At 71.4% G+C, this 12,933-nt stretch carries 10 protein-coding genes and 1 pseudogene; 8 read left to right on the top strand and 3 right to left on the bottom strand.

All coding sequences use genetic code 11. The features are described 5' to 3' along the window. Positions 1–444 precede the first annotated feature (444 nt). From MXD95_RS09010 to MXD95_RS09000, 3 genes are all read left to right on the top strand, one after another. Entirely contained in the window at positions 445–2,217 is a 1,773-nt protein-coding gene (locus MXD95_RS09010) for a toll/interleukin-1 receptor domain-containing protein (RefSeq protein WP_250640096.1), read from the top strand. Positions 2,218–2,577: 360 nt separating this feature from the next. Further along, complete coding sequence (locus MXD95_RS09005) at positions 2,578–3,408, top strand: thymidylate kinase (RefSeq protein ID WP_250640095.1); 831 nt, start codon at positions 2,578–2,580, stop codon at positions 3,406–3,408. Between the two features lie 454 nt (positions 3,409–3,862). After that, positions 3,863–4,588 carry a restriction endonuclease gene (locus MXD95_RS09000; RefSeq protein WP_250640094.1) on the top strand — a complete coding sequence of 242 codons (726 nt, stop codon included), beginning with the start codon at positions 3,863–3,865 and terminating at the stop codon, positions 4,586–4,588. A gap of 302 nt (positions 4,589–4,890) precedes the next feature. Here MXD95_RS09000 and MXD95_RS08995 read toward each other — a convergent pair whose 3' ends face one another. After that, positions 4,891–5,550, bottom strand: a complete 660-nt coding sequence (locus MXD95_RS08995) for a DUF6069 family protein (RefSeq protein ID WP_250640093.1) — start codon at positions 5,548–5,550, stop codon at positions 4,891–4,893. A 180-nt stretch (positions 5,551–5,730) separates the two neighbouring features. Here MXD95_RS08995 and MXD95_RS08990 point away from each other — a divergent pair, with 180 nt between their 5' ends. Beyond that, a complete protein-coding gene (locus tag MXD95_RS08990; protein WP_250640092.1) occupies positions 5,731–7,293 on the top strand; it encodes a sensor histidine kinase in 1,563 nt (520 codons plus the stop codon). Next, positions 7,290–8,105, top strand: a complete 816-nt coding sequence (locus MXD95_RS08985; protein WP_250640091.1) for a response regulator — start codon at positions 7,290–7,292, stop codon at positions 8,103–8,105. The genes MXD95_RS08990 and MXD95_RS08985 overlap by 4 nt, the downstream gene beginning before the upstream one ends. Here MXD95_RS08985 and MXD95_RS29225 read toward each other — a convergent pair. Further along, positions 8,026–8,511 carry an effector-associated domain EAD1-containing protein gene (locus MXD95_RS29225; RefSeq protein WP_374121993.1) on the bottom strand — a complete coding sequence of 162 codons (486 nt, stop codon included), beginning with the start codon at positions 8,509–8,511 and terminating at the stop codon, positions 8,026–8,028. The genes MXD95_RS08985 and MXD95_RS29225 overlap by 80 nt on opposite strands. A 392-nt stretch (positions 8,512–8,903) precedes the next feature. Here MXD95_RS29225 and MXD95_RS08980 point away from each other — a divergent pair, with 392 nt between their 5' ends. From MXD95_RS08980 to MXD95_RS08970, 3 genes and pseudogenes are all read left to right on the top strand, one after another. Further along, positions 8,904–9,146 carry a sigma factor gene (locus MXD95_RS08980; protein ID WP_250640090.1) on the top strand — a complete coding sequence of 81 codons (243 nt, stop codon included), beginning with the start codon at positions 8,904–8,906 and terminating at the stop codon, positions 9,144–9,146. 328 nt (positions 9,147–9,474) lie between these two features. Further along, positions 9,475–10,737 (top strand): annotated as a pseudogene (locus MXD95_RS08975) (IS1634 family transposase); the annotation flags it as partial. A 648-nt stretch (positions 10,738–11,385) separates the two neighbouring features. Then, entirely contained in the window at positions 11,386–12,462 is a 1,077-nt protein-coding gene (locus MXD95_RS08970; protein ID WP_250640088.1) for a hypothetical protein, read from the top strand. A gap of 59 nt (positions 12,463–12,521) precedes the next feature. Here MXD95_RS08970 and MXD95_RS08965 read toward each other — a convergent pair. Continuing rightward, on the bottom strand, positions 12,522–12,933 hold a 412-nt coding region (locus MXD95_RS08965; protein WP_285223571.1), incomplete at its 5' end, for a histidine phosphatase family protein.

Here is a 12,933-nt window from a genome sequence, read left to right as displayed (position 1 = left end):
CCACGCACCGGCCACGCACCGGCCACGCACCGGCCACGCACCGGCCACGCACCGGCCACGCACCGGCCACGCACCGGCCACGCACCGGTCCTCGACGGCCAGCCGCCCGCCGCCCGCCACCGGGCTCGGCGCGGACCTCCACTTTCGTGGTTGTCCCGCCGGCCGAGCCGTCCGGCCAGGACATGGTCCCGCCCGGCCCATGGTCGTTTTTGCGCGCGTGTGGCCGCGTGGCAGGCTGCCAGGTGTGCACGGGGGCAGCGCCGACGCGGACGGCGGCCAGGAGCAGACCGGATCCCGTCCGCTTCGGCCCCGGCCGGAGCCCACGGGGGCGCCGGGCCCCGCGGACCCCGCTCGGCCGGACCCCGCCGGCACGCGGGCAGCGCGGCCGAGAGGGCCCAGCGTGAGGGGTTCGGCGTGAGGGGTTCGGGAGCGAGGGGTTCGGGAGTGAGACGGCCGGAGTGGGACATCGTCCTGTCCCATGCGCGCGCCGACACGGGCTGGGCACGCTGGCTGTCCTGGCATCTCGCCGAGGCCGGCTACCGGGTGATCACCCAGACGCCCGAAGCGGCGGACCCCCGCGCCGAACAGACGCTGGTCCTGTGGTCGGCCGCCTACCAGGCACAGATCACGGCCAGGGGCATCGGCGACGACGACGGCGGCGACACGACCGAGCAGCGGCCGATCATGCTGGTGCGTCTGGAGGACTGCCCGCGTCCCGCGCCGTATGCCGGACTGCTCGCCTTCGACCTGTTCGGCCTGGACGCGGCCACGGCCCGCGACTGGCTGCTGCGCCAGATCGCCACCGTCGCCCCGCGTCCCGCCGGTGCCCTGGCACCGCCGCCGTTCCCGTCACGGACCGCCGCCGGGGACGTCACCGACGCGCGGCCCGCGGCGACCGCGCACGCCGACGCCCCGGACGTCGCGGTCCTGGGCCCGGGTAGCGCGGGGGAGAACATCAGAGAGAACGCGGTCGCCGCCCCCGGCCCGCGGTCGCGGCCGGCGCCGCCGCGCCCGGCGCCCGCCCGGCTGGGAACGCCGCGGCGCCTGGCCGTCCTCGCCCAGGAGCGGGGGCATCCACTGGCAGTGACGTTCAGCCCGGCCATGCCGCTGGTGGTCACCGCCGGCACGGACACCATGGTGCATCTGTGGACGCTGCCGTTCCCCGACCCGCCGCGGCTGGCCGCGAGCATCGGCTACGGGCGGCGGATCAACCAGGAATGGGCCCGGGCGGTCACCTTGAGCCCTGACGGGCGGACGCTGGCCGCCGCCGGTGACGCCGGCACGACCTTGCTGTGGCAGCTGGTCACCGGCCCCGCGCTCGGCCCCGCGGCCTCCACCGGCGCCGCGCCTCCCACCAGCACTCCCGCGCTCACCGCGGCCCCCACCACCATGCCCGCGGCCTCCTCCCGGTCGTTCTTCGACGCCCTGGCCCCGGATGCCTCGCCCTTTGGCGCCGCGGCCTCGGCGCCCCCGGCCGGCATCGGGGGGTCCGGGCCCGCCGTGGTGCGCCCGGTACCACTGCTCGCGCTCACCGGGCACCGTGGGTACGTTCACGACGTCGACTTCAGCCCCGGCGGGACGCTGCTGGCCACCGCCGGCGACGACCGGGTGGTGCTGCTGTGGGACCTCGCCGAGCCGGGGGCGCCGACCCGGGCGGCGATCCTCGCCGGGCACCGCGCAGCGGTGCGGGCGGTCGCGTTCAGCCCCGACGGCACCCAGCTGGCCACCGCGTCGGCCGACCGCACCGTCACCCTGTGGGATCTCACCGAACCCACCCGGCCGCGGGCCACGGCCACCCTCGCCGGTGCCCGCGGCCCGCTGCACACCCTGGCGTTCAGCCCCGACGGCGACCTGCTCGCCGCCGCCGGCCGGGACCGCACCGTACGCCTGTACTCGGTGGCCGACCCCACCCGCGACCAGCAGATCGCCGCGTTCGGCGAGCATCGCCGCGCCGTGCACGCCGTCACCTTCAGCCCCGACGGGCACCTGCTGGCCACCGCCGGCGCCGACCGCGTCGCCACCGTGCGGCTGGTCACCGACCCCGAACATCCCGGACCGCCACAGCGGCTGGACGCACACTCCGGCGCCGTGCACGCCGTCGCCTTCGCCCCCGACAGCCGGCTGCTGGCCACCGCGTCCGCCGACGGCACCACCGCCCTGTGGGACCTGTTCCCCGACGAGCAGCCCGTGCCCCCGCCCCCGCCCCCGCCGACCTGAACGTGCTCCCGCGAGCCGGGCCCCTGCGGGTTCGTCGCCTCGGCGGCCCCGGCAGCCGACCCACCACCCGCAACCCACCACGACGTCGCTTCTCGTGGCTCTCCGGCTCGCGACAGGTTCCACCCGGTGAATATCACTGTCCGTGATGGCGTGCGGGGGTGGTGGCGCTGCCAATGAGGCACGATGTCGCTTCTACCGGGATTTTCGTCCAATTTGTACCTTCGTGGCCCTGTAGAAGCGACATGGAGAGCTGCGGGGGGCCGATCGGTCGTCACCCACAGCGGCGAGGAGGGCGGCGGCGGGGTCAGTGGGGGGAGAGGGGGCGCGTTCGGTCCGCGGGAAAGGCCCTAGCCTCATGGGATGTGGCGCGGACGGGGCAGGGGGCCGGTCATCGCGCTGGTCGGCGTGGACGGGGTGGGCAAGTCCAGCCAGGCGCGCACGCTCGCGGCGGCGCTGCGCGCGGCGGGACGGCCGGCACGCTCCTTCGAGAACGGCGGGGGTCGCCCGCTGCTTGACCCGCTGGCCCGCCGCTTCGGGCGCCGCGACGGCCCGGACCTGCTCGGCCGCCGCGCGCACCTCGCGGTGGAGGCGACGCTGCGCGCCACGGCGATCAGCATCGCGCTCGCCGTCTGCCGGCTGCGCGGCGAGATCGCCGTCATGGACCGCTACACCTACTGCCAGTACGCCACGATGCGTCTGCGCGCGACCCTCCCGGCCTCGGAAGTCGGCCGAGCCCTCGGCCCGTCCACCGTGGGTACCGCCGACGGCGGGACGACTCCCAGCCGGAACGCTCTCGGCCCTGATGGCGACGGGGAGCGCGTCCACGCCGCGTCGAGCAAGGGCACGGGCGATGCCGGGCACAGCACGGGCGACGTCGAGAATGCGCCGGCGCGCGCGACCATGGCGGCCGGGGAACGGTGGGTTCGGGCCTTCTACCGGCACTTTCCCACCCCTGACCTGGTGGTCTGGCTGACGCTGCCGGCCGAGGTGGCGCAGCGGCGGGTACAGCTGCGAGGTCGGGACCATGAGGATCTCGACCGTCTCGTCGCTTTCGCCGCCGCCTACGCGGACCTGCCCGAAGCGGGCTCGTTTCACCAGCTGGCCGCCACCGGCACCGTCGAGGAGGTCCACGCCGAACTGCTCCGCCTCGCCCACGCCACCCTCGCCCACGCGCCCCTCGACCGCGCCTGACCGGGTGGGCACCCGCCTTCCCGCCCAGCCCGGCGGCATGGGGGCGAGCCAGGGATGTTCGCGTATTCGCCTGCGGCGAGTGCTTGCTCGGCTGTTCCATATCCGGGCCGCGCCGACGATCATCATGCTCACCGTCCGGTGCGACGTCATGGAGCTTCCGCGAGGCAGGTGACCTGCGAGAAGTTCGAATACGTAGTCAATTGGTGGCAGGACTTCCCGAATTGGCCACTCGGGCGGTCGCGGCGGGCCAGATAATCAATCGATCAACAACAAATGGGCATCGACGATCAAAGATCGGATTGTTGCTGCGTTTCCCTGGACGCGCATGTGGCAACCGATCTTCATTGCCACCGCACTCTGCGCCGTCGTGTTCCTGCTGCGCTGGTGGGTGTTACTCCTGTTCGCTGCGGCCCTACCGGCATACCGGTGGCGGCAGGGCCGTCTGAGCCTCGAGGTGCGCGGCGAGGACGCGCTCAGGCAGATCGAACAGCGCAGCGCCGCCGACTTCGTCGATGTCGTCTCAGTCATGCTCAAACGGGACGGCTGTGCCCATGTAAACGTGTTCAAGAAGGACGGGAACCATGGCCTCGACGTGCTGGCGACCACCCCGAACGGCCGGCCGATCGCGGTGGGTTGTTTCCGCCACACTGGCGAGACAACCGTGCACCGCAGCATGGTCCGACGCCTTCATGAGCACGTCCTACGACGCGATCGGACGAACCCGGCCGCTCTCATGATCGTCACCTCGGGTCGCCTGACGTCGAACGCCCACGACTACGCCGACGCACACCGGATCGATGTGGTGGGGCGGCACGCCCTGAGCCGCTGGCTGCTGGGATACCCGCCCCTGCGCGGGCTACGGCCCCTGACACTGGCGCCCGACGAGATTCGCGACCAATCCCTGCTCACCACCCGGGACGGCCCCCGTATGGCCTGGTTGGTCGTACCCGTCGTCCCGATCTCACTTATCACCGCGGGTTTCTTGGCTACCTGGCTGATGGTGGCGGTGGGGTTGAGCACCGCCACCCTCTCCAGCGGCCTCGACGCGCATTTCCATCCCTACCAACCCGCACGGCGCTGGGCCTGGTGGCCGCTGTGGGCTGAAGCATCCGCGCGCCTTGCGGTGGTAGCTGCTGCCACCTGGTTCCTGCTGTGCGTCGTCTTTTGGATCACGCACTGAGGAGATGTCGGCATGGTGCGCTGGGTCTGCCCCGACACGTGACGTCATCCCACTCCCGGACAGCGATAGTGGGAGGCGGAGCGCTTTCGTGCTCGCAGCGGTCCTTTGCCAGCTTCTCCACCGACTCGTCCAGCGCCAGTTGGCCGCGCGCGAACCCGACCGCGTCGTGGCCAGGTTCGGGAAGGAACTCAGACGCTGGTAGCGCCCTTCAATAACTCCCGCCGATGCCGCTCCATCGAGTATGTGCCCCGCAACCGAGGCTACGGTCTTCGGTCGTCCGTGCGTCCAGCGGCCGGTGGTGGTCACGGACGGCCAGGCGCCGTCGGTGTGCCGGTCGCCCCTGCCGCCGGCTCGGCGTCGCGCGCCGCGCGCGGGATCGGCGCGCACGACGAAGGTGGGCAGGTGGTTCGGGCGAGTCCGACGAGCAGGGTGGCGCCGACGAGCAGGTGCAGGGCGGCGAGGCTGACCCCGGCGGCAACGCTGTGCGCGGCAAGCGGGCCGGTGAAGGAGCCGGCGAGCGTGGCGCCGGCGATGCCAGCCCACCAGCGCCGCGCCCGTCGGATGCGCCGTTCGAGGACGACCAGCAGCGCGGTCGCGGCAAGCCCGGCGAGCACCGCGGCGACGACGACCTCGCTGAATCCCACCGCGTGCGTCACCGCGATCCGATCGCCATGCCCACCGGTCGCGCCGGGCGGCGCGACCGGGCCCGGGCCGCCGGCGCGAACCCGCAGCGACACCCCGGCCACCGGGCCCGCGAACACCCAGCCGGCCACACCGAGACCGGCCGCGACCAGCACCACCCGGGCCCGGCGCCCCGCGACCGACCCCGACCCCGACGCCGGCACTGACGCCGGCACTGCCGTGAAGGTGGGCTCCGGGTCGACAGGCACGGCGCCAGGTGAGGATGCGACGGCGGCGGGCGAGTGGGGTGCGGCCGGGGTGGACAGGCGGTGTTCGCGCATGACGCCGAGAGTCGCGGACGCCCGGACCGCCGCGCATCGGCCTCTCGGCCAGGCCGGATCGACCATGGTCGCGGCTGACGTACGCCGGTTGCGACGACCAGGGTGCGCCTCGCGTCGGCGTGGTGCGGTATCGACTTTGGTCGGTGGGCGCGGCGGCCAGGGGGCCATAGCCTTCGGCCCATGCATCGCGTACTGCGCTACCGGCCGGCACACCTTGCCCTTGTCGGCGGCGGCGCGACCGGCACCCGCGGTCGTGTCGGCGACCGCGGTGCCCCCCTCGCCGCGTCCGCCGCGGCGCACGGGTGCGACGGCGGCGCCGCACCCACCGCGCACGCCCGCGCCGCGGGGACGGCACGGGCCAGCGTCATCACGCTGGTCGGGCTCGCCCCGCTGATCGGCGCCACCGTATGGGCGCAGGTGGACGCGCATCCGCACAGCGCCTGGAACACCGTGGACATCGCCGCCGCCGTGGTCAGCTGGGCGCTGCTGGCGCCGCTCATCCGCGCTCCGCTGCCCGCCGCGCTGGGTCTGGCGGCGCTCGCGGTCCTCTCCCCGGCCGCCACACCGCCTGCGACGCTGGCGGTACTGCACGTCGCGGCGCGTCGGCGGTTGCCGCTCGCGCTGGCGGTGGCCGCGGCCGGGATCGGCGCGCACGCGGCCCGCGCCGTGCTGCGTCCGCCTGAGGGCATGGCGCTGCGCTGGTGGCTTGTGCTGATCGTCGTCTCGCATGCGGCGCTGGTGGGCTGGGGGGCGCTGGCCCGGGCACGGGCGGCGCTGGTGGCCTCGCTGGTGGAACGGGCCGAGCGGGCCGAGGCCGAACAGGCACGCCGGGTCGCCGAGGCCCGCGCCGGGGAACGCACCCGGCTCGCCCGGGAGATGCATGACGTGCTGGCCCACCGGCTCTCGCTGCTGGCGACCTACGCCGGGGCGCTGCAGTACCGCCCCGACGCCCCACCCGAGGCACTCGCCCAGGCCGCCGGGGTCATCCGCGACAATGTCGCCGGCGCCCTCGACGAACTGCGCGAGGTCATCGCCGTCCTGCGCGACAACCCCGACCATCATGACGATCATGGTGGCGGGCGGAGCCCGGCCGCGCCGCTGCCGACCCTCGCCGACCTCCCCGCGCTGCTCGACCGGGTCCGCGCCGCCGGCACCCCCATCACCTACCGCACCACCGTGACCGGGATGCCTGCGGTCGCCGTCGCCGTCGCCGTCGGTGTCGGTGTCGGTGTCGGTGTCGCCGGGGCGCACGACCCTGGCGACACGGTCGGTCCCGGCGGCGGTGCCGAGAGCCGGGATGGTCTGGCCACGCTCGCGCCGGCGGTGGGACGCGCCGCCTACCGGGTCGTGCAGGAGGCGCTGACCAACGCCCACCGCCACGCCCCCGGCCAGCCCGTCCATCTCACCGTGCGGGGCGCGCCCGGGCAGGGCCTGACCCTGGACATCGTCAACTCGCTACCCGTCGCCCCGGCACCACCTCCCTCCTCCACGGCGCCACACCGATCCACGGCACCGCCAACGACGGCACCGCCGACGACGGCATCGTCGTCATCCGCATCGCACCGGTCAGCGGCGTCGCCGTCGACCTCGGCGTCAGCGCCGCCACTGTCAGCGTCCCCGGGCGGTGGGATGGGGCTGGTCGGGCTGACCGAACGGGTACGCCTGGCCGGCGGGCAGCTCGATCACCAGAGTGCGCACGGGGAGTTCCGCCTGCACGCCGACCTGCCCTGGCCGCGCGCGTGACCACCACCGGCCCGGACCCGGCGACCGGACCCGGCACGCCTGACAGAGCCAGCGCGCCAGGCAGGGCCGGTGCTGCCAGCGCTGCCGGCGCGGTGGTGCGGGTGGTGCTCGTCGACGACGACCCGCTGGTCCGCGCGGGTCTCACGATGATGCTGCACGGAGCGACCGGCGCCGAGCCCGTGTCCCGCGACACGCCCCGCGCGGACCTGACGACCGGCCCGGCCGTCCCCCCTGCCGCGGCGCGGATCGTGGTGGTCGGACAGGCCGGGGACGGTGAGCAGGCGCTCGTGGCGGTCGACGCCCACGGCCCGGACCTGGTGCTCATGGATCTGCGGATGCCGCGCCTGGACGGGCTGGGCGCCACCCGCAGGCTGCGTGCCCGGCCCCACCCGCCGGAAGTGATCGTGCTGACCACGTTCGACACCGATGACAACGTGCTGGCCGCGCTGCGCGCCGGCGCCGGCGGGTTCCTGCTCAAGGACGCCCCGCCGGCCCGCATCGTCGAGGCGGTGCTACGGGTCGCCGCCGGCGAACCGATCCTCGCCCCCCAGGTCACCCGCCGCCTGCTGGAACGCACCACCGCCGCGGCCGGCACCCACACCCGGGCCCGCGCGGCACTCGCCGGGCTCACCCCCCGCGAACGCGACGTCGCCGTCGGGATCGGTCAGGGCCGCACCAACGCCGAGATCGGCGCGCGGCTGCACCTGTCGGTCGCCACGGTGAAAGCGCACATCACCCGCATCCTGGCCCATCTGAACCTGACCAACCGCACCCAGATCGCCCTGCTCGTCCACGACGCAGGCCTGCTCTGAGCCCCACACGACGCGCAAGCGCGCCGCCGGAAAACGATCTGTATGGCGCATCTACGGCGGGACGGTCCTGAGGCATGCCGAAGTGGAGGCGCATCCCGTGGGTGGTGGCGCAGTCACGGCGCAACGTTGGGTTGCCGGGGTACTCGGCGGCCGCCACGGCCAGAAGCCGTCGACGTCCGCCCGGCGCGCGACCGTAGCCGAGATCCCGCGAGACGGCGGCCCAGAACCCGTTCGCGTGCACACCAGGCACGAACGCGGGGAAACGCTCCAGCGGCAAGCCTGCGCGATAAAGCAGGCCGCTGGCCGCATCTGGCGTCGCGAACACCGTCGCCAGCGTCTCCACCTCAACCGCGGTGAGCTGGTCGGCGCCGTCATCCTCGGGCAGGGATGGGGAACGCCCTGCCATCAGCGAGCGTGCCGCGAGCGGCCGGGAGCTGTTGGTGCAGGCCGGTACGACGGCGAGGCCCGCGACGAGCGTTCTGGGTGCGCCCAGAACGCCCAGCACGAGCTTGACGACGTTCATGGGATGCCGCCCTTCCACCGGTGTCTTTGCCGGCCTCCTTGCCCCATTTTTTGGGGTCGGCGGTGAGGGGCGCGGCCAGTGCTGAATGTGCAAGGACGGGGGATCGCGCTTCCGGGCGGAAAATCTTGGCAATCTCTTGCACGCGGACGGACGGTTCGACACCTCATAGTCAGAGTCGTCTGGCGTCGAGCGCGAGTGCTTTCGGGGGGCTCCCGGGTCGCGCCAGGCCCGCAGAGTCGGCGGGAACGGCCCGACCGGCCTGCATGGTGGGAGAGGTGACGAATGACTGTCCTTCAGTGCTGACCGCAGCCGGCTTCGACCCGTTCCTCCGGAAGACGTACCCCCAGTTGGTGCACTCCCTGAGAAAGATCGGCGGTAGCGAAGCAGACGCACAGGACGCCGCGCAGGAGGCTATGGCCGACCTGCTGTGCGCTCTCAACGAAGGCCGGGAGATCGAGCATCCGCGAGCGTATGCCTACACGGGGGTCGAGGAGGATCGGTACGGAAATTGGCGTTAAGCGGTGACCACTGGCCGGGTCCGGGTTGGGCTGGTCTACGTTGATCGTTCGTGCCGGTGGAGTTTCTGAGTGATGAGCAGGCGGTTATTTGGATCTTGTCCGCGCGATCATGGACTTGAGCTGCTGGTTTGTGTTGCTGACACTGTCAGTCAGGGAGTTGTTAGCTTCAGTTTCGATGCTTGAGCGTCTCCCGTGAGGGGGCGGCGCGAGGCGGTAAGGCCTGAGTTGGCTCATTGTGTCGTGATCTTCGGGGCTGGGGGCGCTGACCTGGGACGATGGCCGGCTGGTGGGCCGTTTTCACGCACTGACGGTGTTCTAGTCTTCGGTCGTGGCGTTCGTTCGGAGGGTGCGGAAGGCCTCGGGTGCGACGGCGGTGCAGATCGCCGAGTACGTCGGTGGCCGCCGTCAGCGGATCGTGGCGCATGTGGGGTCCGCCCATACCGAAGCGGAGCTCGGGATCCTACTGGCGCGGGCCGAGGAGATGCTCGCCGACAGCCAGCAGGGGGCGTTCGACCTCGGGATCGAGCCGGCCGTGCGCACGGCCAGGCTGCTCGGGTCGCCGCGTGAGCCGGCGCTGTTCGACCCCGAGCCCGCCGCCGGACCTGCCGCGGTGGTCGGGCCCGCGAAGGTGCTCGCGACCGCGTCGGTGCTGCTGTTCGACGCCCTGGCCTCGGTGTTCACCGATCTCGGGTTCGACGCGTTGGGCGACCCGGTGTTCCGGGACCTGGTGATCGCCCGGGTCGTGGAGCCGACGTCGCTGCTCGACACCGGCCGGGTGCTCACCGACCTGGGACGCAAGCCCGCGGCGTACGCGACGATGAAACGCACCCTGACCCGCCGCGCCTCCGGCGGCTACCGTGACCAGGTCGCCAACCTGTGCTTCGCCCACGCCCTGGCCCACGGCGACGTCTCCCTATGCCTCTACGACGTGACCACGCTGTACTTCGAGGCCGAGAAGGAAGACGACCTACGCAAGGTCGGCTACTCCCAGGAACGTCGCGTCGACCCGCAGATCGTCGTCGGGCTGCTTGTCGACCGGTACGGCTTCCCGCTGGAGATCGGCTGTTTCGAGGGCAACCGGGCCGAGACCGCGACGATCCTGCCGATCATCCGCCAGTTCAAGGACCGCCACCGGCTGGAGAACCTGGTCGTGGTCGCCGACGCCGGCATACTGTCCGCGACCAACCTGCGTGAACTCGACGAGGCCGGGTTCGGGTTCATCGTCGGCTCACGGGTCACCAAGGCACCGATCGACCTGGCCTCCCACTTCCGCTGGCACGGCGACGCCTTCACCGGCGGCCAGGTCATCGACACGGTCACGCCCCGCACAGGGCGTAACCGTGACAACGACACCGACGTGAAGACCGAGCCTGTCTGGACCCGTGACCAGCACCCCAGGTCGTGGCGAGCCGTCTGGGCCTACTCGGCCAAGCGCGCCGCCCGCGACAACAAGACGCTGACCGCGCAGGAGAACCGCGCCCGCGCTGTCGTCGACGGCGAGAAGACCACCCGCACGCCGAGATTCGTCACCGTCAAGGACGACGCCGCCACCCTCGACGAGGCCAGCCTCACCCGGGCCCGCCGGCTCGTCTGAAATCGGTGTTTTCCCAGGTCAGAGGCACTGCAGCGATTTCTGACCGGCGAACTTTCTGCGCGGGTTGGCAAACTTTCTGCGCGAGTCACGGCGATGTGCGCTTGGTCGTTTGCCGTTATCGGGGTGGGCGGCGACCGCGTCGGGGCCGGGGCGGGCGTAGCGCTCGACAGCCGCCGGGAAACCTCCAGCACCCAGGCCAACCGACACACGGAGTGACACCCAGATATGGGGGAGCACGCCGAATACGCGCCAGTCGAACACGTGACTCTGCCAGTCTCGACGGCGAAAAAGCCGTGGCCACGGCCGCGCCGAGGCCCGAATGGTGAAGGCCACCGAGGTCCGCGCCGGCCTTGGCTTTCCCGCACACTGTCCAGGCGTCCAGATCACTCGCCGACGTCGGGCCCCCAACCGGCGGCCCGACCACCAGTGAGACCGCCTACGTCGTCACCAGCCGGCCATAACGTTGGTTTGCTAACCGACAATTTTGACAGGGTCCTGGGATCCGGCGTTCGGCGCCGTCGCCGACGACCATCGTGATAAGATCGCGACGCGCGGGTGACTAAATTCCGAGCAGGTACGGGGGATAATTTTATGGAAGATGTAATTCGTCATGCTCGGCGGCCGTTACGGCTGGCCGGTATCGCCATGATCGTGACAACGATCTGCGCACTGATTTCACTCGACGGAGGCCACGCATCTGCGAGCACGCCCGATCCCAGACAGGCCTGCGGCATCCTGGGACTGTCCAGTGACGGCATCTCCGGCAGCCCGGACGGAAATGTCAAAATCTCCGTGGGTGACCCTGCGACCGTCGTCGTCACCAATCCCAACATCCTGCCGGAGACCGTCATTCTGAAGCCGGCCGGCGGCGTCGCGCAGTCAGCGCGTCTCTGGCGGTATCTCTCCTCGCATACTTTTCACCTGCCCACACCCGGCAGCCTCCAGAGTCCGTATGATCACTCGTTTAGCATCACGGTGAACGGAACCCGGGTGAACGAAAATAGCTCGGGCATGCTGACTGTCGTCGTGAAAAGCGATCTCTGCCGTTTCCAGCGGAACCTCACGGTGACCCAGACGCCGAACTCGGACGCCGGGAAGATCGGCGTCCGGCTGCACCTTTCCGCACCCGCGCCACCGGTCGGTGGCTACAACCCCAATCCGTTCGTGGTCAACTACTTCGAGGAGACAAACAACGGCACCGCCGACAAGGCGAACGGAATTGACGGGCGGATCACGATTCCTCCCGGCAAGCAGGACTCATTTTTCACCATCCAGTTGAAGGCCGCTCCGGACGGCCACTATCCAACATCAACCCAGTTCCTCTTCACCGGGAACGGCAACAACATTCCCAATCAGTTCCTGTTCACCGGTACGACCAGCGGGCTGGGTAACGCCCTCGGAGCCGGTCAGCGCCTCACCGCCGGAGACCGGCTGACATCACCGAACGGGAAGTACTACCTGCTCATGCAGGCCGACGGAAACCTGACCGAGTACGACAACGGCCGGCCGGTGTGGGCCAGCAACACCGGCGGGCATCCCGGCAGTGACTTCGAGGCCCAGGCGGACGGCAACTTCGTCGTCTACGCCCCCGGCCACGTGGCCATCTGGGCGAGCGGCACCGACCACCATCCGGACAGCGTGTTCAAGGTGCAGGACGACCGTAACCTGGCAATCTACGCGCCGGGGAACGTCGCGGTCTGGGCATCCAACACCGCCGCCTGACCGAAAAGTTTACGACGGGTGCCGCCGGACCACGGTCTGGCGGCATTCGCCTGACCACGTCATCTGGCGCGGCCTCGACGATCCATGCCTCCCGCCGACAGAACTTCGTAAGGTGTCACGCGCGATAATCCCCGTCCTTCCCACGCGCCAGAAACAGGACAACCGGACCTCAGATGATGTTGCAGAAATGGAACCGAAGACGCGGGCCCGAGGTCTACTGCGAGCTGGGGAGGTGGGCGGCGATGGCCGGGTCCGCCCGCAGCGCGGCCTCGGCAAGTACGGTGCGCCCAACGGGTCAAAGACGCATGCGCGACAGCGAAGGCCACCCGCGCCGAGGATCCAGCGGGTAGACCCAGCAGCAGGGTGTGCATCGCCTCGACGGTTTCCGCATGCGCGAGGATGAGAATCCGCTCGCCGGCGTGACGCGTGACGATGTCCCGCAAACAACCGGTCGCCCGTGCGAGGAACGCG

Source organism: Frankia sp. AiPa1 (assembly GCF_023243075.1).
GTDB lineage: Bacteria > Actinomycetota > Actinomycetes > Frankiales > Frankiaceae > Frankia.
This window is presented reverse-complemented; position numbering and strand designations above follow the sequence as displayed.

Bases quoted from the DNA above. Each gene is read 5' to 3' on its own strand.
- MXD95_RS09005 (WP_250640095.1), top strand. From the start codon at position 2,578: ATGTGGCGCGGACGGGGCAGGGGGCCGGTCATCGCGCTGGTCGGCGTG.
- MXD95_RS08995 (WP_250640093.1), bottom strand. From the start codon at position 5,550: ATGCGCGAACACCGCCTGTCCACCCCGGCCGCACCCCACTCGCCCGCC.
- MXD95_RS08990 (WP_250640092.1), top strand. From the start codon at position 5,731: ATGCATCGCGTACTGCGCTACCGGCCGGCACACCTTGCCCTTGTCGGC.
- MXD95_RS29225 (WP_374121993.1), bottom strand. From the start codon at position 8,511: ATGGCAGGGCGTTCCCCATCCCTGCCCGAGGATGACGGCGCCGACCAG.
- MXD95_RS08970 (WP_250640088.1), top strand. From the start codon at position 11,386: ATGATCGTGACAACGATCTGCGCACTGATTTCACTCGACGGAGGCCAC.